Raw genomic sequence first — 20,781 nt, forward strand, 5'->3', positions numbered from 1 at the left:
CCATTTTGAACGAGCAACCTGTTTTTTCGTCAGCTTCTATAGATTTGCAGGACTTAATTTAGATGCGTTTACCCTGGTTGTACGAGTCCGTCATCTCTGGAACAAAACTACCCGTGAGGTTCAGTTTTATTGGTCTTCTTTACACAGTGATGCTCAACTTATTGGTCGGGCTATTCAACAACATTGGGGTATTGAAAACCAGGCTCATTGGACTCTTGACTGTACATTTGCTGAGGATGCTTGCCGCATTCGCTCTTTCCACAGTCCTCGGAATTTTGCTCTTTTACGACGCATTGCTCTCAATGCCCTTAATCGAGAACTGACTTACAAACGCAGTCTCCGACAAAAAATGAAACGCACTGCTATGGATAACGATTATATGATTCAAGTTCTCTTTTCTTGTTTTCTTGACCCTACATTAGATTCTTCTGAGTCCTTGTGTCAAGCCTAATTGAGATGCTCTTACCCTGGTTTACGAGGGAGAATTGTCAACTTACCGTTGATGGTAGCAGCAGTATTAACCTTGCTGTGGCGAGACGTAGCTGGAGTGACAGAACTCACAAGAATGCTGGCAAGAGAAGGTTTTTTGTGGTGCCGACCTACGACAGTTAGTCAACAAGCAATGTCTCAAAGGTTTTTAAGTTTTCCTGCCACTTTATTTGAAGGAGTTTTTAAAAATTTATTACCAAGTTTAAGAACTGCTTGGTCCAAGAGAAACCAACGACCCCTACCAGAAAGCATTCAATTTGCCTTGACTAAATTTTCGAGCATTTGGATAATAGATAGTTCAACGCTCGAAGCATTGTTTTGCAAGCTCAAAAGCTTGGAAGATATACCAAAAGGGCAGTTGGCAGGAAAAATGGCAACAGTTATAGATTTAATGACCAGGCTCCCTATCGATATTTGGTTTCTGGAAAACTAAGCGAGCTTCTGATGTTAAGCTTGAAGAAAATATTCTGCAATTAGTGCCAACTCAAACCTTACTCTTACTGGATAGAGGATTTTATCATTTTAGCTTTTGGCTCAAATTAATTGAACGAGATATCCACTTAATTACTCGTTTAAAACAATAGTTCGGACAGTTTTTAAGCAGCCAGAGTACCATAAGACAAGACTGAAGGAAGGTTAGGGTGATTTAAAATCAAATCCGGGTCTAAATCTAACTTATCAATAAAGGTAGAAAGTAGATGCTTATTGAATTTCAGACGTTTATAAGAACAGATTGAAAACACAAAAGATTTGGCAGATGAATGACAACTAGAGAGTTCATATTTGGCTAGATTTAAGGCAATCAGACTGGCATTAAAATGAAAATCAAGCCGTGGTAAATGACGAGCTTGACAATCTGACAATCCCGTAAATTGTTTAGCATCACGAAAAATAAATTCGATTTGAAAACGAGCCTGATAATATTCAACAATTTGCTCAGGTGGTAGATGAATATCAGTGCTAAATAATAAAGTATTTTTGATTTTCCCATTGGCTTGAACCTCAGAAATACAAGCCAAGCTAATTTTGCAATTTAAACAACAACTCCACACTACTAATGTATATAATGAAACTCCCGGTTTTATTTGTTTAACAAACTTAAGACGACTCAGATATTGGCAGTCAACCTTACCATCATATTTGCGAGGTGCTCCCAGTTTATTTTGTTCACCTGTATAGAGATAGCGTAGGTTAGCATCAACTCTTAGCTTGCCAATAAAGTCTAAATTCAACTCCCCCACAGCATCCCAGAATTTAGAGCGATAATAATAGCCATCAGCGACCATTTGGACGTACAGAAGTTGGGAAGGAACAACGAGTATTCTTGAGATGTTTTGCATAATCATCAACTCTTGTGATGTCAGGCGTTGAGCTTTGAGACTCCTGTTTTTTGCGAGATTTTTTTGACCAGCTATTCTTCGGTTTTTGTGGCAGTTTTTTCCCTGGCTTTATTTGAGGACGTGATGGAGTTTGTTGCACGCTTAAGCTATAAGATAAACGAGTCTCAATTTCGACAATAGAAATCACAGAAATTTCCAATCCCTGTTCCGATTTACCAGCTACACCATTATAAAAATAAGCCTTGCCGTCAGTTTTTTTGCCACTTTTTCTTAAAAAAGAACAATCAATAACAGCAATGACTGTGTGTTCAGGATTTAAAGCAAGTTCCGTGGAAATATTGATTAAATTGTGGAAAATTAAAGCTTTTGAGAAAGTGACGACGGTAGGTTTTTTCGCTCAAACAACTATAACGACTGAGATTTGTGAAGTTGACCTTGCCATAAGCCAGCAAGATAGTTGAGAATAAAGTGATTAAAAACTTCTTTTGGGGTTGACTAATCCCTGGCATTTGTTGTAAGATGGATTCCATGATTTTCCTAAGGCAATCTGTTGAGCTTGTGTGTTTTTATAGCTTAACCGAAAAGAGTGCCTTTTTTTCTGTTGATTTTGGGTTCAGATTGCACTCACTTTTTTCACTTCTCTGCTGCAAAAGCGATCGTATCCCTCTTTAAAAACTGTCCGGAGTATTGTTAAAAAAAGGAGCAGCAATTAAAATACAGCAAGTATTTACCAAGAGTTATGAACTCCGAGATAGTCGGATACGGCTAGGCTCAGGAACTTCAAAAACTCCATTTATTACCTTACGTTTGATTGAAGTTCGTTCCGGTAAAATTTGGCATTCTTATTTGACAAGCGTACTAGATCCTCATGTATTACCTCCCTACGTAGTCGCAGATTTATATCGCAGGCGCTGGAGGATTGAAGATGCTTTTAATACCGTAAAAAGGCTTTTGGGATTAAGTTATTTGTGGACAGGTTCTCTCAACGGCATCCAGCTTCAAATTTGGGGGACTTGGATATTTTATGCACTCTTGGTTGATTTAGGTGATGCCGTTGCTGACCAACTCTCTTTACCAATAGATTCGATTTCATTAGAAATGATTTACCGGGGTCTTTACCATTTTTATGTAGCTCATCAAAAAGGTAAGGCCACTGACTTGATCGAGTATTTCGCCGCGCCCGAAAACCAAGATTTAGGTATTGTTAAATCTCAACGAAAGCCCAATGTTAAGTTAATTGTTGCACCTTTCCCCGATCGACAGCGAGGCCTGAATCAATTTTTATTTGATGCCTCTTCTGAAATCCCTTTGACAACTGCCATACAGGCTTAACTTGTTACAAATGGCTAAGCTAATCCAAAAAGAATTGGCAGATTTAGCTGGACTGAAAGAAGAACAAATTAAACGTTATGAAGATAATGACTACGAAGATGCCAGTTTTTTGGATGTAAGATTTGTAATTGATGCACTGGAAATCAAAATTCAAAAATGTGAGTTTCTAGTTCCTTTAGATACCCTAAGAAGAACGCCAGTTACCAAAGAAGAATTACTTTCCTCAACTCATCGTTTTCACAGCCAACAAGATCAACGAATGATGGAGCAAGTTCAATTAAAAAGTTAGGGTTGACAGTTGACGCTGTTAGAGTCCCAACTTTTTTCAGAAGTCGGGAATCTGCGTGTATAATTTTCAATTTGCCCTAAGTCTAATTAAGTGCCTTCATCGCTTCGACAACTTGCCGCGATATAAATGGCAAAATTTCTTCATTCTTGCTATTCTCTTTCCCCTCGGTAAATACAACCAACAAATACGGCCGCAAATTTGGTATTTCAATATAAGCAGCATCGTGACGCACTTGACTTGTCAGTCCCGCTTTTGACCACAATTTTGCTGATTCTGGCAATCCGCCGCCTAAAAAACCTGTAACTTGATTTTCGGGATCTGCTTCTAATTCTGCTGGGTCTAAACTGCGTTTCATTAAACCCATCATTTCTTGCGATGCTTGGGCAGAAACAGCTACGCCGCCGATTATACTGTGCAGCAAACGCGCCGCTGCATTTGTGGTCAGCATATTTCTATTTTCCATTAATTCTCCCACAAATGCTCGCTCGCGACCGTAGGGGCCGTCACACCAGGTTTTTTGATTGGCGTTAATATTTTGTAATTCCGGCCAATCCAATGATTGAAAGTAACGGTTGACGATGTTTCGCTGCTGTTTCCAACTTTCAAAGGGGCCTGGTGATAATTCTGGGCCGCTGGTTGTGCCGGTGAGGGCGTCTACTACTAAACTGGTGGCGTCGTTGCTGGAATCAACTATCATATCTCGGACGGCGCGTTCTAATTCTGGCGATGTTTGAATCATGCCTTTTTGCGCCCATTCCCAGATGGCAACGAGGTAGAATAATTTGACGATGCTGGCTGGATAAATTCGTTCGGAAGCTCTGGCGCTAAAACCTCGCGGTTGATATTTCCAAAATTCTTCTGGACTCAGGGCACCGCCTGTATTGACTCGCACCGGCGGATCGTAGACTATCCAGGTAATGGCTGTACGATCGCCACTTAATCCTGTAAATTCTGACAATGCGGAGCTTATAATGCTACTGCCGAGGTTTTCTAATTGTTCGTCTTTGTGAAAAAATGTCATGGTTAATGGCTGACGGTTAACGGTTAACGGCTAGCAGCTAATGGCAATCTATCGTTAAATGCGAACAATAAATGCGAACAATTAACAGCAAACAATGAGCAATTAGCAATGGCCAATTATCAATTATCTGATGTTCAGGAGTACCGGGCGCGATCGCACATAAATATTTACGATTCCCCAAAGTGCGATCGATTGGCAACTCAAGCAGCCCTGGGGCGGCATTTGCGCGTCGTCGAACTCCCCCTAAGACAGAGCGATGTAAACTTGGATACAACGGCTGTGATGGTGCGGCTGTGCGAAGATGATTATCCGGGATGGCTGGATATTCGAGATGTTGAGTTGCTCGATGTGGCAGAAACAGTGTATCATCCTCTGGTGCTTTCTGAGGCCCAAATCAAGGAAAAATTACCAATAGTAATTACTTTCGCTCGCGAGGCTATGAACCAATCCAATTATTATCTTTGGGGCGGTACAGTCGGGCCAAATTATGATTGTTCGGGCTTGATGCAAGCTGCTTTTGTGGCTGCCGGCATCTGGTTGCCGAGGGATGCTTATCAGCAGGAAGCTTTTACTAAACCTATTAGTATCAGTGCTTTAGAACCGGGGGATTTAGTATTTTTTGGTACGCCAGAAAAAGCCACTCACGTAGGATTGTATCTCGGAGATAATCGCTACATTCACAGTTCGGGACAAGCACAAGGTCGCAACGGTATCGGTATCGATGTTTTGTCGGAGGAGGGCGATCTAGTCAGTCAAGCTTATTACCAGCAATTGCGGGGATATGGTAAAGTTGTGGCAAGTTATCAACCTAATTAGTTGTTGACTGTTGACTGTTGACTGTTGACTGTTGACTGTTAACTGTTGACTGTTGACTGTTAACTGTTAACTAATGACTGTTAACTAATGACTAATGACTAATGACTAATGACTAATGACTAATGATTACTGATGTTATCTAACAAACAAATGGACGCTGCATTATTTTTGGAAAAATTGGCGAGACAGCAAGCTGAGGCTGAGGTTGTTCTCGACGTTTCGGTGGTGGTGCCGGTGTATAATGAGGTGGAAAGTTTGCCTCATTTGATTGAGGCGATCGCCTCTTCTATCCAACCATCTGGACTCAGCTATCAAATTATTTGTGTAGATGACGGTTCTAAGGACGGTTCTGGTGAACTTCTCCAGCAGTTAGCCAGCACTCGCGATGACCTTTGTGCTGTAATTTTGCGCCGCAATTACGGGCAAACTGCTGCCATGTCGGCAGGTTTCGATCGCGCTCGCGGCCGTGCTATTGTTACCCTAGACGGCGATTTGCAAAATGATCCGGCTGATATTCCGCTATTGTTGGCCAAGTTAGATGAAGGCTACGATTTAGTTAGTGGCTGGCGGAAAAATAGGCAGGATAATACTATTAGTAGGTTGATTCCTTCTAAAATTGCGAACTGGTTAATTGGTCGCGTTACAGGCGTAACTTTGCATGACTACGGCTGTTCTTTGAAAGCTTATAAATCCGAGTTGGTAGCAGACTTGAATCTGTACGGGGAATTGCACCGCTTTTTGCCTGCTTTGGCGTTTATTGAAGGGGCGAGAATTGCAGAACTTCCGGTGCGACATCACGCCCGCCGTTTCGGTCAAAGTAAGTACGGGATTTGGCGGACTTTTCGCGTGTTGATGGATTTGTTAACTATTTCTTTTATGAAAAAGTTTCTGACTCGACCGATGCACGTTTTTGGACTTTTGGGACTGAGTTCTATGACGTTGGGAACGGTTTTAGGGATTTATTTGACAGTCTTAAAATTGGGTTTTGGTCAAATTATTGGGAACCGCCCTTTGCTGATTTTGGCTGTGGTTTTGCTGTTAACTGGCGTGCAGTTATTTTGTTTTGGTTTGCTGGCGGAAGTGATGATGCGGACTTATCACGAGTCGCAGGGAAAACCTATTTATCGGGTGCGCGAGGTATTTGGTTCTAAATAAGGGATTGGTGTCGATTGTGTTCGGCGATTGAAATCGCTACTACACAAACAAAGTCCGCCTACGCGGACTGAAGAAATTGGAAAGTTTTAATACCAAACCTGGGTTAAAAATCCCCTTAATCTCTTAGTCCGCGGAGGCGGACTTCGTTTGTGTAGAAGCGGTTTCAACCGCCGAATGCTCTTTCTAACTCATCACTTTTTGAGCTTGTCGGAGAGATTGAATAGTTGCGATCGCGTGTTGGGAAACTGCATCTATTTCTGCTTCGGTATTGAATCGGCCAATACCGAACCGAATTGAAGCATAAGCTAATTTGTCCGATCGCCCGATCGCTGCTAAAACATGAGATGGAGATATTTTCGCCGAAGTGCAAGCAGATCCCGAAGAAACTGCCGCCGCCGGTTGCAAACCCAACATCAACGCTTGACCGTCAACGCCGGCTACACTAATATTAAGATTCCCCGGCAATCTCTTAGTAGCGTGACCGTTGAGAAAAACATCGCCCAATTCACTCAAATTTTCCCACAAACGCTGCCGCAAATTAACCACTCGTTCTGTTTCCGACTCCATTTCCGCAATTGCCAATTCTACTGCTTTGGCAAACCCAACTATTTGCGGTGGGTAGAGAGTTCCCGATCGCATTCCCCTTTCGTGGCCTCCTCCGTGCATTTGCGGCGCTAGCTGCACTCTCGGTTTGTTGCGGCGCACGTAGAGAGCACCGATGCCTTTTGGCCCGTAGATTTTGTGGGCTGTCAAGGACATTAGATCGATATTCATCTCCTCTACGTCGAGGGGAATTTTGCCGATCGCCTGTGCCGCATCTGTGTGAAAAAGAATGTCATTTCCCCGACAAATTGCTGCAATTTCTGCGATCGGCTGAATGACGCCAATTTCGTTGTTAGCTGTCATCACTGAAACTAAAATTGTCTCGGAGCGAATCGCTTTGATCAAATCGCCTATATCAATCAGCCCGTCGCTTTTCACCGGTAAAACAGTAATGTCAAACCCCAATTTTTGCAAATAGGTACAGGGGTCGAGAATTGCATTGTGTTCTGTTTTTACTGTGATAATGTGCTTTCCTTTACTGAAATAAGCTTCGGCGATACCTTTGATCGCTAAGTTATTTGCTTCGCTTGCACCGCTGGTAAAAACAATTTCTTCTGGGGAAGCATTGATCGCTTCTGCTATGATTTGTCGTGACTGTTTTACCGCTGCTTCTGCTTCCCAGCCGTAGACGTGGTTGATGCTGGCTGCGTTGCCGAATTGTTCGGTGAAATACGGCAGCATCGCATCAAGTACCCGTGGATCTACGGGGGTTGTGGCGTGGTTGTCGAGGTATATAGGACGTGCGGACATAGTGCAGTTTTGGTTGAAAAAAGTGTTAGGTTTATTGTAGACGAGCCCCTTGTTCTACTACAAAACTTTATAATTAAGAAATATTTGTGAAGATTTATGCGAGCTGACATTCAGGGATTAGAAATTACTGTCGGTGAGCTCAAGCACCTCACAGGCGCGGGGCCCGATCGCGTATACCGCCCGCCGACAGCGACTAAGTTTGCCCGCGAAGCTTTGAAAACAGTCGGTTTAATTGTTTTGCTTCTAATCAGTTGTTGGCTGCTGGTTGCGATATTTCCTAGAGCTTATTTGTTGTGGTTCGCCCTCCACTTGGTTGCGATACTCGGTTTAATCCTTGAGGATGCGTGGAAAATTCGGTGCAGTCGGCAAAACAAAGATTTAATCAATCTTTTTGATGATGTGGATCGCTATAATGGTATAATTGAAGCGATCGCCATTAATGATCGGATAGAAGATGCTGGCAATGCGGAAGTCAAAATCGGCGATCGGGCAAAAGTCATTGCAGCCTTGCAGCTAATCAGAGACGATTTAGTTCGAGCTTTGAAAACCGAAAGAATTCTCAGGGAAAACAAAAAATTTGTCGCTACTAACTCCGAATTGTTTGCCAATAATTTGAGAACTTTGAATGCCCTGCAAATTAGCGATCGAGCCAGCGAACAAGGGCGATTGCTCAACGAAGCTTTGCAGGTAGCCGTGGGAGTTCAAGCAGAAATGAAAAAGTTGCAAGAGCGAAACGCTGCTAATTTTAAAAAGGGCAAAAGTTAGTAGCTTGCACGGCTGCGTGCGCCTCTTACCCAGTAGCAATATGCAGCTTACTGAACCGAGCGAACTCAAACACATTCTCCAAATTATAAGTTAGGAGAATTGTGAAAAAAATATCATAACTATTTTGACATCCTCACCGGGCTAAAGCCACGGTGATTCCAAACATCACTGCTTGGGTTTCCTCTTTCTACGACCCGACTTACTTGAAGGAGTTTCCTCATTCAAGCAGAGGTCGATATCTCCAGAGGCGTTAGAGGTTCCCGTGTGCCCCACGGTACGCAATCCGAGTTCTAATATATTGCGAGCTGCATTCCAATCACGATCTAAGACAAAACCACAATGTGAACAAATATGGGTTCTTTGACTTAGTGATTTCTTCGCAACTTCCCCACAATTAGAACAGTTTTGACTCGTATAATGTGGCGGTACTGCAACAGTAGCTACACCAAACACTTTGCCAAAATATTCAATCCAATTCCTAAAACCTGTCCAAGCTGCATCTGATATCGACTTGGACAGGTTTTTGTTTTTGACCATATTCCGCACTGACAAGTCCTCGTAGGCTACCAAGTCGTTAGACTGGACTACGCACCTTGCTAGTTTCACAGCAAAGTCTTTACGTCGCCTACTTACCTTAAGGTGTTTTCTGCTTAATCGATTTCGCGCCTTCGCTCTGTTTTTAGAACCTTTTTGGGTTTGAGAAAATCTGCGACTGAGCTTTTTGAGCGACCGCTCTGACTTTCTCAGATGTCGTGGGTTTTCTACAGTATTTCCATCAGAATCAGTATAAAAATGAGTCAGCCCCACATCTAAACCAATGGTTTTTCCAGTAGGTACTCGCTTTTCATTCCGTTCGGCATCAATACAGAACTGAACGTAGTATCCGTCAGCGCGACGAACCACGCGAACTCTCTTGATCTGACTCAACTGATAGAAATGGAGCTCGCGAGTTCCCCACAATTTAAAGCTGCCGGCTTTAAAACCGTCACTAAAGTTGATAGTTTTCCGGTCTTCTGAAAGCTTCCAACCACAAGTCTTGTATTCGACAGAACCGTGAGTTGTGTGTTTTTTGAAGCGCGGAAATCCCTTTTTCCCTGGTTTCGCCTTTTTGCAGTTTTCGTAGAATCGGGCAATTGATGACCAGGCTCTCTCTGCGGAAGCCTGTCTTGCCATTGAGTTGAGGTTAGCAGCGAACGGAAATTCCTTGGCAAGCACGGCACAGTAGGCGCTTAAGTCATATCGACCGATGCCTTTATTGTCCATCCAGTATCTGATGCAGCTATTACGAATAAAGCGAGCAGTACGAATGGCTTCGTCTAGCAGCTCGTACTGCTGGCTTTTTCCTTCTAGTTTAGCTTCAAATACTAACATTTACGTCGTTGAACTGGATATAAACCACTCTAACACACTTCTGGAGAAATTAAAGCCGACCACTGAAGAAGGGACTTTAGACCCAAGTTTTTGGTAAATTTTTACCTGTTACGTAACAGGTAAGGATATCTTGGAAAGGTGACGTTAACAACCAGGTCAGTATGTCTTCTGCCAAACCCAAGATTATAGTTCTCGACGACGATCCGACAGGTTCTCAAACCGTGCACAGTTGCTTACTGCTGACACGTTGGGACGAAGACACCCTGCGTTTGGGGCTGCGGGACAAGTGCCCGATTTTCTTCATACTGACAAATACTCGATCGCTAACTCCCGAAAAAGCAGCCTCCGTCACCCGCGAAGTGTGCCAAAATCTAAAAAGGGCGATCGCCAGCGAAAAAATCGAAGACTTCCTAATAGTTAGCCGTTCCGATTCTACCCTGCGCGGCCACTATCCCATCGAAACCGACGCGATCGCCGAAGAACTTGGCCCCTTCGACGCCCATTTTCTAATTCCCGCCTTTTTTGAAGGAGGTCGAATTACCCGCCACAGCGTGCACTACCTAATAGTTAACAGCGTCCCGACACCAGTACACGAAACCGAATTTGCCAAAGATTCAGTCTTCGGGTACAGTCACAGTTACCTGCCCGACTATGTAGAAGAAAAAACCAAAGGTCGCATCCCTGCTGATGCAGTCGATCGCATTTTACTCGGAGACATTCGCTACGGAAGTTTAGATCGACTGATGGATATGGAAGACAACCAATGTGCGGTTGTTGACGGCCAAAGCCAAGGCGATTTAGACACATTTGCCAAACACATTCTCAATGCAGTCAGTCAAGGCAAAAAGTTTTTATTCCGCAGCGCGGCGAGTATTTTAACATCCTTAGCTGACCTCGGCCCGCAGCCAGTAGCAGCCGACGAAATGGCAAAATATGTGAGGGATGGCAAACCCGGTGCAGTAATAGTTGGTTCCCACGTTAAGAAAACTACTGAACAATTGGAGCGCTTGTTAAAAGAACCCAATATAGTTAGCATTGAAATAGATGTATCTCACTTGTTAGAAGATTCACCTGAGTATCGCACCCAAATGCTCGATGAAATTCTCGAAAAAGCCCGCGATTCTCATGCCGATGGTAAAACGCCTGTAATTTATACCAGCCGCAAGGAACTCGAATTTGAAAATACCGAAGTCCGGTTAAAATTTGGAGAGGCGGTTTCTGCTTTATTGATGGATATCGTGCGGGGACTGCCTGCGGATATCGGGTTTTTGATTAGCAAGGGCGGCATTACTTCTAATGATGTTTTGAGTACAGGTTTGTCGCTGAAAAGTGTCAGGCAAATCGGTCAAATTATCGCAGGTTGTTCGGTGGTGAAAACCGAGGCAGACCATCCTCTGTTTCCCAATTTACCAGTTGTTTTGTTTCCGGGAAATGTGGGCGATAGCCATGCTTTGGCTACTGTTTACAAGCGGCTGAGCAAGTAATCAGCAGACAGATATAAAAAAACAGAACACCCAGAACCCCGACTTCTTAGAGAAGTCGGGGTTCTAAGATATTGAAATTTTAATGCCAGAGCGTGTCTTGACAATCTCCTCAAATAAGCCCAATGCTGCAACTCCTGTAAAACTCGCTCTTCAGATTACGAATAAAACGGCAGCCTCGTTGCGTTTCCAATAGTTAAATACAACGTTACAGATTCTAGGGCAAGATGGTAAAAAACTGCAGTGGATTGTATCGATCGCTACTTTTTGCACCAAGCATCCGGGAGAGCCGTTCTACTGCTGGTAGTAGGGAAAATTCGTCTAAAAAAGTTCGGTATTTTTAGGGTTAAAAAATTAATGGATTGGTTCTAATATGTACAGTCAAAGGGAACCCAGTTGACTACTTTACAATTACTGGCATTGATGCTTTAGTTGACGCAATAGTAGAAACAGCTTTTCCTATTCAACTAGCTTTTTTGGAAGAGAGAGGGTAGCAAATATGACATCAGGAGAATCTTTTGAGAAGAGTGTAATCGAAGTGGATGGTGTCCAATTTGAAACTTTAATGCCAGAGCGCACGTTCAGTATTCCAGTGGAACCACTCAGCCCCGATGGCAATATGGATATCCCTGTGCAGTTGGGTATTCGCATTACCAACAACACACCTATGCCGTTTCGTTTCAGTTCCTATGGCAGATTAACTCCAGAACTTATGGGTGCGGACAGTCAATTACTACCCAGCATTTTCCTTCGCATTAGACGCCTAAAACCTAAAGAGTCATATTTTCTGTTAGCTATGCCTGAAGAAAGCATTACCTTCTTTCCAAATGCAAGGCTCATCTGGTCTAAGCGTGTGCACCAGTTAAAAATTAGCATTGCCAAAGGCACGGGTGGCTATTGGAATTTTGACATTCTCAATCCGGGAGAATATCATGTTCGATTTATCTACAGAAATGAAAACGAGGTTGATAGAATAAACGATCGAGGCCAAGAAGGGACAAAGCCAACATTATTAGAAAGATTATGGACTGGTAGGGTTATTACACCATTTGTCAAATTCTGCATAGTCTCATCCTGAACAGAAGTTACCTCACAAGTGTTGTCTACCAACACTAACAACATTCATTACATTGATTCCAGAAATGGTAGGACAAAATGGTCGATCGCTGCGACTACAAAAAGCTAGAGATCGATCGCAGCTATTAGCATAATAGGAGGATAACAAACATGACATCTAGTGAAGGTGATGGCTGCAGAGAATCTTTTGACAACAATGCCGTTGAAGCAAACGGCATATTCATAGAAGTCACGAATCCAAGTCCAAGGTTTTATCCTACCTTAGTCTTTCCCATCCCCAAAAATCTGCTTGGCTCCCATACTTCTATCCAAGTGACGCTGCGTATTATCAACAACACTTCAACTTCTTTTCGCGTCAACCCATCCCAAACCTTTATTCCAGAGGTTTGGACATCTGATAATCAAACAAGACAAAGACTTCGAGATATTGATTGTCTTGCAGCTAGCACTCACCCAAACAGACCTTTCGATCGAGAAGCAACGAGCGGGTTAGCTGGTTTAAGACCCAACTTAGCCCCTGCGATCGAACACAACGAGACGAGAAATTTTGATTGGTGGGAAATCAAACCAGAACTTCCAAGAATTATTTTTCTAACCGCATTGCTTTATTGGGATAATAACTTGCTTGTACTTAAAGTTCCTACTATTCCTGACAATTCTCGAAGTTCGATAGACCATAACAATTGCTGGTATTTCGAGGTAATCCCCGAAGAAACCTATCAGCTCCGATTCGTCTTGAATACCGATTGCAATACCACACCTGTTTCCGAGTCAGATACCAAAGCAGCAAGAACTGCACAAGAAACGGGATCGGGGCTGTTGGCAAGCCCTTTTGTGAATCTTCGCCTAGTTATGCCCCTATCGACTGATAGTAGTGCAATTGAAGTGGATGGCATTCAGTTCAAAACAGAGATGCCGGAGTCCGTGTTAATTATCCCTCCTAATCTGCCTGGTGCTCGGACTGCTGTGAAGCTAGGTATCCGGGCTACTAACAATACATCAACCGCTTTTCGCTTTCAGCAATTAGATTCCCTTGACTTAACACTAATAGGTGACGACGGTAAAGAAATAAAATGGAGGAGCGACCTCATGAGAACCTGGGTAGGTAAAGGGCCAAACTATTACTTAGCTCCACCAAGAGATAGTGCCTTATTTGTTTTAGATGGAAGGCTTTCCTGGCATTGGAATCAGCTTCTACTCGCAATTCCCAACCAAGCTGGAGGCTTCTATTATTTTTATGACCTCAAGCCCGGTACATATCATCTTGGACTTAGATACCACATTGGCGCACCAAGAGCAACTAACATCAAAGAACAGGTATTAGAAAAAGTCTGGACTGGTTGGATAGCGATGCCTTTTGTGGACTTACACCTAGTAAATTTATGAACCGAAGTTAAATAATCCTTGCCATTTCAGTCGGTTTTCAAAAAACTTAAATTGCTTTGTTTGGTAAATTAATGTTAGAGGAGCTACGAAAAATGCGTTTAAGACAATATTTGCTAGCTGGATTTACGTCTGCCTTGACAGTCATGCTGACGGGTCTGGCAAGTTTTGCATTTAATATTATACCTCCAAAACCCGGTGCTACTTCAAACTGGAGACCAGTTTCACGCTACCTTATAGATGATTTAGAAGGCAGGACGGATGTAGATACAAGATTATGGACACAACCTATCCCTCGAGGAGGAACAGTGCCATTTTCTACTGTACTTCATCTGTGGGCTTTAAGATCGCAACAAGGTATTTTGGGTTGGAATTTTCAGACTGCACAACAAGAATTAAAAGGTAATTTTGAGATCGTAAATTATCTCGCTTGCGGTTATGCAGTTCTTTGCGGTATTGAAAACCCCGGAGAACGAGAGCCACGAGAAAATGGAGTGGGCGCTACTTTTTATTTAAAGTACCATCCAGCACCTAGCGATCCTCAACCTGGACAAGAAGGTAAACAACTCCACTGGATTCAAATGGTACGATCAAACTATGGCGAAGGCATTCCTGGTTTTATACCCCATATTCCTTTCATTGACAATGGATTTAGAAGCGATGATCCTTACTACGATACTACTGGTATGGCGGGCGAAAGCTTTTTTATAGACAGACCTTATTCTCCGGGTGAACTCGCAGCTCAAAGAAATAATTACTTTGACGCAGAAGTCTACCTAGTTGAGGAGATTTTACGGCCAGCAACCGAGCCAAGAGAAGTCACCATTTACAACGGAATTAGATGGGGTTGGAGAAACGAAGTAATTCGTCCTCAAACCTCTAAAAAGTTTTCCGACAGCCTCGCCTCCGGTTTTGAACTAGATCGTTTTAACCTCTCTGACCTTACCCCTGGTTCAAAATATATAGCCTGGACAAACAACGACCTCCCATCCAATCGCTGCAACCCCAACACATTCTTAAGCACTGATAATGACTCGGGTTTTCAGCTAGGATTTGACGACGACAGTAGCCGTGTAGGAAATGGTTTTGCCTCCGCACTAACTGGTACTGTGGGCAGTAGCGGCAATATCAACCTCAATGTCGGTGCTGCTGGTGGAGGTGCTCGCGGTCAAGACACAGGCAATTACGAGCTTTTTGTTGATGTTTACGACCCACAAGACTCGCCAGATTTTAGCTCTGCAGCTAGCGGCGGCGGCGGCTTCGGAAAAGAAATGCGCGGCCTGACACAGCAAAACCCTATCCTTCCCAATTCTATCCAAAATGGCTGGCAAGTCTTCAACCAAGTTCCCGGCTGTCGCTGGTATGATCCTCCAACTACTTACGGCTTTGAATTCCAATCTCTGGAAGACACTTTATTTACTGAAATTCTCGATTTTCCTGCGGGCGATGACCAGGAATTTACTGTTGCAGTAGGAGATTCGATACTCGGTAATTTCAGTCCGGGAGATAAATTAGACTTTGTTTCTTTGTTGGGTTATCCAGTAGACAAGTTTAGAATCACTGGGATTGATTCATTATTTGGTGAGACAGCAGAAACAGCATTTCCAATTCAATTAGCTTTTAAGGAACGGGAAGGAAGTTTCAAGATGCGGCAAATTTCCAAGCCAATTGATGCGGAATCTGTACCGGAACCTGGAAGTATTGTGGCGGCTAAGGGAATGGTGTTATGGTTCGCTGGGATGCGGCATATTTTGCGGAAAAAGCGACAGGCTGGTTAATTTTTATAGACCCTAATATCCAGACAGGGGCGGGTTTTTGAGATTGTCAATTATTAGCAGGTATTGTTGGTGAACCCGCCCCTACAGGAATCACTATCGAATGAACTGAAGATGCTGCGATTGCTTCGATTCGCTGGCACTGACACAAAGCTCGCAATTACACAACTATATTTCATATGAAAAATATTTACACTTTGCTATATGCTTTCAGTCTCATTCTCATCAACCCTTGGGGAGGCAGCCGCGGCGAAATTTGGACGCAGCCTAAAGTTTTTGTTGTCCTGCTGATTGTGCTTTCAAATTTATCATTTTTATGGGAAGAAAGGAAACTTTTAAGTTTTTCCCGGTCGTGGAAAGTCTGCCTGATTTTGTGGGGATTTTTTTTGACGGTGGGAGCGATTTCTACCCTCAACAGTCCTTTCCCGGAGCGTTCTTTTTGGGGACAAGACCAAATGGGAGACGGCTGGCTGTACTGGCTGTTAATTTCTATTTTTAGCCTCACCAATAGGCTGCTGTTAAAACTGCATCCAGAATTGTTTTGCTGTCAAATACGGGGTTTGCTGATAGGAGGTGCGGTTGTAGCTGTTAGCGTTTTTCCGCAAGTTGTCAACTGGCAAATTGATTATACAGCAACGAACGGTCAGTCGATCGCACATGATGTTTTGGCTAGCACGATTTTTCGGGGACAGCAGCCGATCGCACTTTTCTCGCATCGCGGTCACGCAGCTATAGTATTGACTTTGACAGCCGTTATTTGTGCGGTAGGTTGGAAGCGGAAATTAATTAGCGATCGCACTGCCACTCTCGCTTTATTTCTCATTCTCCCCGCTTTGCTATTTACCAACACTCGCACAGCAGTTTTATCTTTAATAATAGCAATATTTTACTTATTGGGACGGCAATATTACAAACAATTAATTCCCGCTCTTGCGATCGGCTTTGTGGCCATTAGTGCGATGACTTTTACGCTAACCTCTGGACTGGAATCGGGTATCTGTGGCACAAGTAATGTCCAGCCGATCGCCCTTGTGGGAAATTTCCGTGCGCGGGATTCAAAAACGACCTCTCTTTGGCTGGGGTTTTAACGGATTTGGCATCGCATATCCTTTCGTCGCCACTCCCAATAAGGTTCCTGAAATTGTGAATTTAGGTCAGTTTTCTTATGATTATATTGCCCCAAACGGACAGGTTCGCACTGAAAAAATACCGAGTTATAAAGCTCACAATTGGATTTTAGATACTGCTATTTCTACAGGCATTCTGGGACTAATCGCTGCTGTTGCTTTGTGGGGATATTGCTTGAAATGCGCGATCGTGTCGCTAAATACCGATTTATCAGCAGTGGCGATCGGCTATTTAACTTTCATTCTGCCTTGGTTTGAGTGCGCTCAATACGCGCAGGTGCTTTGGTTAGCGCTAGATGGCTCCGAATCGAGTTTTCCGAGTCCAAAACTCTCAATCCTGCAATAATAGTCGGCTTTTATCTTGCACCCACCGCTAACAAATGATATTATTATAAGTCTGCCTGCAATTAAAACCTCAGCCAAAAATTAAAAATCGTACCCGTAACAAAAACTCTTAAAAAAATTAGATTGCCAAAAAAGTCATGCTCGATACTCCACATCTAGGGCTGACCCCCCAAGTCCCACTCCTATCGGTAGCGTTTTGATACTTGTATCTGGCTGAGCCGGAAAACTCAGTACAAATTTTTGCCTCGTAATTTTTAGCTGAAAGGATTAACATATAAGGGTGACAGAACATTATCATCCCCTAAACTCATTAAAAGATGGCCATTGGTTCAAGCTGATCTGTGGGGCGAGCTTTCAGCACCTACCGGCTGTACGGAATCTCACCTTGGCTTACACCTTAGCAGGCGCTGACTGTATCGATGTCGCGGCAGATCCCGCCGCCGTCGCCGCAGCGAAAGAAGCCCTACAAGTGGCCAGCGAATTACAGGCAAGAACTCAAAACCGCAGGTTTGGCGGCAAAGGGTTGCCGTTGCTGATGGTGAGTTTAAACGATGGCGAAGACCCGCATTTTCGCAAAGCCGAATTCAACCCAGCCGATTGTCCCGTGGACTGCTGGCGGCCGTGCGAAAAAATATGTCCAGCCGAAGCAATAGTTTTTCAGAGTGCTGGCAGTGGTTTTTGCGGGGTGATAGACCAGCAATGCTATGGCTGCGGTCGCTGTCTGCCGATTTGTCCGAGTCAACTGATTTATACTCGTTCTTACGTGTCTGCTCCCGCCGCGATCGCACCTTTAATCTTGCAATCCGGTGCGGACGCCCTAGAAATCCACACGCAAGTAGGCAGAGAGGCAGATTTTGCGCGACTTTGGTCGAGCATAGCTCCCTGGGTCGCTCAACTCAAGGTAATAGCAATTAGTTGCCCCGATGGAGACGGTTTGATTGATTATTTGCGGACACTCTATCAAATAATTTCCCCCCTTCCTTGTCCGCTAATTTGGCAAACGGACGGTAGGCCAATGAGCGGAGATATCGGAACAGGAACTACTAGAGCCGCGGTCAAACTCGGTCAAAAAGTTTTGGCTGCCCAGTTGCCGGGATACGTGCAACTTGCAGGCGGCACTAATGCTCACACTGTCAGCAAGTTGAGAGCCGAGGGACTGATGAAGGATGGTGGGAAAAATTTGTCAGTTCCCCCTGTCCCATACATTGCAGGTGTAGCTTACGGTAGCTATGCCAGGGTTTTGCTATCGCCAATTTTAGAACAGTTAGAAACAATGCAGACCGATCGAGCCTATGCCGTTCCGGTGGCAGTCACGCGGCCAGGAGCCGGAGTTGAAACATCTCGGCTACCTCAGCTCGAAGCCGTCCCAGAACTTCTCTCACAGGCCGTGAGTTTAGCTCGTTCTCTAGTTTCCCAGCTCAAAGAATTTTAGTCAGTAGTCATTAGTCAGTAGTCATTAGTCATTAGTCATTAGTCATTAGTCATTAGTTAGTGGTTAGTGGTTAGTCGTTAATATCAACAACAACTGACAACTGACAACTGACAACTGACAACTGACAACTGACAACTGACTAAAAAGTTGAAAAAGTCACCGAACACATCGAGGCGAATGCAGATTACAGACGACCTCAACAGATTATTAGACATCGTGCCAGATGAGATCCGGCAGCCCTTAGAGCAGCACCCGCAGCGCAACAATCTCATTGAGATTGTCATGGATTTGGGCCGCCAACCTGAAGCTCGTTTTCCATCCTTGGCCGAACCTCTTTCCCAAACTCCGATTACCAAAGCACACCTCAACTATTGCATCGATCGAGTCGGCCACTTCGGCGGCGACAACCGAGCCGGTATCGAGCAAACCCTGCACCGAATTAGCGCCCTTCGCAACCGCAGCGGCGAGATTATCGGCTTGACGTTGAGGGTGGGCCGCGCTGTGTTCGGGACGATCGGCATTATCCGCGATTTGGTGGAAACCGGTCAGTCAATTTTGATGCTCGGCCGCCCCGGTGTTGGCAAAACCACGGCCCTGCGCGAAATTGCCCGCGTGCTCGCCGATGACTTGGAAAAACGGGTGGTAATCATCGACACCTCCAACGAAATTGCCGGAGATGGAGATATTCCCCACCCAGCGATCGGCAGAGCTCGCAGAATGCAAGTTTCCCGCCCCGAACTCCAGCACCAAGTCATGATCGAAGCAGTGGAAAACCATATGCCGGAAGTGATCGTGATTGACGAAATAGGCACGGAACTCGAAGCTTTGGCGGCTCGGACGATCGCCGAAAGGGGCGTGCAGTTGGTCGGTACTGCCCACGGGAACCGGCTCGAAAACTTGATGAAAAACCCGACTCTGGCCGATTTAATTGGGGGCATCCAAGCGGTGACGCTGGGAGATGACGAAGCAAGACGGCGCGGTTCTCAAAAGACGGTTTTGGAGCGCAAATCACCGCCAACTTTTGAAATAGCCGTCGAAATGCTGGAACGCCAGCGCTGGGTAATACACGAGCGAGTTGCAGATTCGATCGACACTCTGCTGCGGGGACGCGAACCGAGCCAGCAAATCAGAAGTGTCAGCGAGACGGGAGAAGTAATTATCGAGCGCGACTCAGCCGCTCCCCCCGCCCGGTTTCCGGGAATGCCAGCTTCCGGCGGCCCCGCTGCTGTATCGGCAATCCGGCCCGTCACACCGATCTCTGGGTGGCGGAGTGCTGGCAAAATGGTGCCGATGCCCGCTCAAGGCGCGAACTTCGCTGCTAAGAGCGCGCCGGTTGCTGAGACTCGGTATTTCGAGCAACTGCTCGAAGAATCCCTGTCCGTCGAACCAGTACCCACCCCCGGACGCTATTCCCATAATGTCGGCCCTAACGGCGAAGATTTGCCCCTCCACGTTTATCCTTACGGCATACCTCGTCACCAGCTCGAACAGGTGATTTCGACGCTGAACCTGCCGGTGCTGCTGACGAAGGATATTGAGAGTGCTGACGTGGTTTTGGCTTTGCGATCGAACGTTCGGAACCAGTCGAAATTGAGGCACTTGGCTAAAACTCGCCAAGTTCCCCTGCACACAATTAAGGCCGCGACTATTCCCCACGTAGCTAGAGCTTTGCGGCGTCTGTTGGACATGGATGACCCAGGTACCCCGGAAGTGGCAGACCTCGCCTTATTCGCCCGCAGCGGTTCTTCTGACGAGCTCGAAGCTCTGGAAGAAACGCGCTTAGCAGTCGAGCAAATTGTCATTCCCAAGGGACAGCCGGTGGAACTCCTGCCCCGTTCTCCCAACGTCCGCAAAATGCAGCACGAACTTGTGGAACACTATCACCTGAAATCCCACAGTTTTGGGGAAGAACCCAATCGCCGCCTGCGGATATATCCAGCTTAAAGTGGGAGGTTGATGCCTGTGAAGGCAGAAGGTAGAAGGCAGAAGGCAGAATTTTTTCCTGGCTTCTGTCTTTTACCTTTTGCCTTTTTCCTTTAAGTAGCTGACCACTTTCTGATATGATGTTGTGTGATACTGTTCTTGTTAAGGCGATCGGCTAAATTCTCAATTTATAATTCCAAATTCCCCAATTTCCAATTACCAATACTTCGACTACACGAGCTTACAAGTTCCCCAATTCCCAATAGTTCGGCTACCCACTTCCCTTCGGCTTCGCGAACCGACGAGC

Annotated in this window: 19 protein-coding genes and 2 pseudogenes; 16 read left to right on the plus strand and 5 right to left on the minus strand. The window is 44.8% G+C overall.

What is annotated here, in order from left to right; translation table 11 throughout:
* Together QUB12_RS00805 and QUB12_RS00810 are read left to right on the plus strand one after the other, a co-directional pair.
* On the plus strand, nucleotides 1-451 hold a 451-nt coding region (locus QUB12_RS00805; protein ID WP_333143913.1), incomplete at its 5' end, for an ISAs1 family transposase.
* Nucleotides 452-469: 18 nt separating this feature from the next.
* A pseudogene (locus tag QUB12_RS00810) lies at nucleotides 470-1,070 on the plus strand (IS4 family transposase); the annotation flags it as partial.
* A gap of 15 nt (nucleotides 1,071-1,085) precedes the next feature.
* On the opposite strand, the gene QUB12_RS00815 reads toward QUB12_RS00810, so the two are convergent.
* Together QUB12_RS00815 and QUB12_RS00820 are read right to left on the minus strand one after the other, a co-directional pair.
* Complete coding sequence (locus QUB12_RS00815) at nucleotides 1,086-1,775, minus strand: transposase (RefSeq protein WP_333305026.1); 690 nt, start codon at nucleotides 1,773-1,775, stop codon at nucleotides 1,086-1,088.
* The gene (locus tag QUB12_RS00820; RefSeq protein WP_333300790.1) at nucleotides 1,765-2,028 is read right to left on the minus strand and encodes a hypothetical protein; all 264 of its coding nucleotides are present in this window, start codon (nucleotides 2,026-2,028) and stop codon (nucleotides 1,765-1,767) included. The genes QUB12_RS00815 and QUB12_RS00820 overlap by 11 nt, the downstream gene beginning before the upstream one ends.
* Nucleotides 2,029-2,071: 43 nt before the next feature.
* Between QUB12_RS00820 and QUB12_RS00825 the strand changes: the two genes are divergently transcribed.
* From QUB12_RS00825 to QUB12_RS00835, 3 genes and pseudogenes are all read left to right on the plus strand, one after another.
* The gene (locus tag QUB12_RS00825; RefSeq protein ID WP_333305028.1) at nucleotides 2,072-2,290 is read left to right on the plus strand and encodes a hypothetical protein; all 219 of its coding nucleotides are present in this window, start codon (nucleotides 2,072-2,074) and stop codon (nucleotides 2,288-2,290) included.
* Between the two features lie 229 nt (nucleotides 2,291-2,519).
* Nucleotides 2,520-3,161, plus strand: a pseudogene (locus tag QUB12_RS00830) (transposase); the annotation flags it as partial.
* 10 nt (nucleotides 3,162-3,171) lie between these two features.
* Entirely contained in the window at nucleotides 3,172-3,450 is a 279-nt protein-coding gene (locus QUB12_RS00835) for a hypothetical protein (RefSeq protein WP_333143909.1), read from the plus strand.
* Nucleotides 3,451-3,532: 82 nt separating this feature from the next.
* Here the strand turns inward: QUB12_RS00835 and QUB12_RS00840 are convergent, their stop codons facing one another.
* Nucleotides 3,533-4,471 (minus strand): serine hydrolase, encoded by a 939-nt coding sequence (locus QUB12_RS00840; protein ID WP_333305030.1) that lies wholly within the window; start codon nucleotides 4,469-4,471, stop codon nucleotides 3,533-3,535.
* A 108-nt stretch (nucleotides 4,472-4,579) separates the two neighbouring features.
* Here QUB12_RS00840 and QUB12_RS00845 point away from each other — a divergent pair, with 108 nt between their 5' ends.
* Entirely contained in the window at nucleotides 4,580-5,287 is a 708-nt protein-coding gene (locus QUB12_RS00845) for a C40 family peptidase (protein ID WP_333143907.1), read from the plus strand.
* A 132-nt stretch (nucleotides 5,288-5,419) separates the two neighbouring features.
* The gene (locus tag QUB12_RS00850; RefSeq protein ID WP_445300646.1) at nucleotides 5,420-6,442 is read left to right on the plus strand and encodes a glycosyltransferase family 2 protein; all 1,023 of its coding nucleotides are present in this window, start codon (nucleotides 5,420-5,422) and stop codon (nucleotides 6,440-6,442) included.
* A gap of 183 nt (nucleotides 6,443-6,625) precedes the next feature.
* Here the strand turns inward: QUB12_RS00850 and QUB12_RS00855 are convergent, their stop codons facing one another.
* Entirely contained in the window at nucleotides 6,626-7,795 is a 1,170-nt protein-coding gene (locus tag QUB12_RS00855; protein ID WP_333305032.1) for an IscS subfamily cysteine desulfurase, read from the minus strand.
* Between the two features lie 96 nt (nucleotides 7,796-7,891).
* Here QUB12_RS00855 and QUB12_RS00860 point away from each other — a divergent pair, with 96 nt between their 5' ends.
* Entirely contained in the window at nucleotides 7,892-8,560 is a 669-nt protein-coding gene (locus QUB12_RS00860) for a hypothetical protein (protein ID WP_333305034.1), read from the plus strand.
* A gap of 165 nt (nucleotides 8,561-8,725) precedes the next feature.
* Here the strand turns inward: QUB12_RS00860 and QUB12_RS00865 are convergent, their stop codons facing one another.
* Nucleotides 8,726-9,931, minus strand: coding sequence for a transposase (locus QUB12_RS00865; RefSeq protein WP_333305036.1), 1,206 nt, complete (start codon nucleotides 9,929-9,931; stop codon nucleotides 8,726-8,728).
* A 161-nt stretch (nucleotides 9,932-10,092) separates the two neighbouring features.
* On the opposite strand from QUB12_RS00865, the gene QUB12_RS00870 reads away from it, so the two are divergent.
* The 8 genes from QUB12_RS00870 to QUB12_RS00905 all read left to right on the plus strand — a co-directional run bounded on the left by QUB12_RS00870 (nucleotide 10,093) and on the right by QUB12_RS00905 (nucleotide 20,495).
* Nucleotides 10,093-11,415, plus strand: a complete 1,323-nt coding sequence (locus tag QUB12_RS00870) for a four-carbon acid sugar kinase family protein (RefSeq protein ID WP_333305038.1) — start codon at nucleotides 10,093-10,095, stop codon at nucleotides 11,413-11,415.
* 496 nt (nucleotides 11,416-11,911) lie between these two features.
* Nucleotides 11,912-12,490 carry a hypothetical protein gene (locus QUB12_RS00875; RefSeq protein ID WP_333305040.1) on the plus strand — a complete coding sequence of 193 codons (579 nt, stop codon included), beginning with the start codon at nucleotides 11,912-11,914 and terminating at the stop codon, nucleotides 12,488-12,490.
* Between the two features lie 149 nt (nucleotides 12,491-12,639).
* Nucleotides 12,640-13,875 carry a hypothetical protein gene (locus QUB12_RS00880; RefSeq protein WP_333143899.1) on the plus strand — a complete coding sequence of 412 codons (1,236 nt, stop codon included), beginning with the start codon at nucleotides 12,640-12,642 and terminating at the stop codon, nucleotides 13,873-13,875.
* A 92-nt stretch (nucleotides 13,876-13,967) separates the two neighbouring features.
* On the plus strand, nucleotides 13,968-15,650 hold the full coding sequence (locus QUB12_RS00885) for a hypothetical protein (protein ID WP_333305042.1): 1,683 nt from the start codon (nucleotides 13,968-13,970) through the stop codon (nucleotides 15,648-15,650).
* Between the two features lie 176 nt (nucleotides 15,651-15,826).
* Nucleotides 15,827-16,735 carry a hypothetical protein gene (locus tag QUB12_RS00890; RefSeq protein ID WP_333305044.1) on the plus strand — a complete coding sequence of 303 codons (909 nt, stop codon included), beginning with the start codon at nucleotides 15,827-15,829 and terminating at the stop codon, nucleotides 16,733-16,735.
* Nucleotides 16,692-17,120 carry a hypothetical protein gene (locus QUB12_RS00895; protein ID WP_333300793.1) on the plus strand — a complete coding sequence of 143 codons (429 nt, stop codon included), beginning with the start codon at nucleotides 16,692-16,694 and terminating at the stop codon, nucleotides 17,118-17,120. The genes QUB12_RS00890 and QUB12_RS00895 overlap by 44 nt, the downstream gene beginning before the upstream one ends.
* A 279-nt stretch (nucleotides 17,121-17,399) precedes the next feature.
* Nucleotides 17,400-18,551: a circadian clock protein LdpA gene (ldpA, locus tag QUB12_RS00900; protein ID WP_333305046.1), complete on the plus strand. Its 1,152-nt coding sequence runs from the start codon at nucleotides 17,400-17,402 to the stop codon at nucleotides 18,549-18,551.
* A gap of 177 nt (nucleotides 18,552-18,728) precedes the next feature.
* Nucleotides 18,729-20,495, plus strand: coding sequence for a R3H domain-containing nucleic acid-binding protein (locus QUB12_RS00905; RefSeq protein WP_333305048.1), 1,767 nt, complete (start codon nucleotides 18,729-18,731; stop codon nucleotides 20,493-20,495).
* The last annotated feature ends 286 nt before the right edge of the window (nucleotides 20,496-20,781 follow it).

This window comes from Microcoleus sp. B7-D4, from assembly GCF_036705125.1.
Lineage (GTDB): Bacteria > Cyanobacteriota > Cyanobacteriia > Cyanobacteriales > Microcoleaceae > Microcoleus.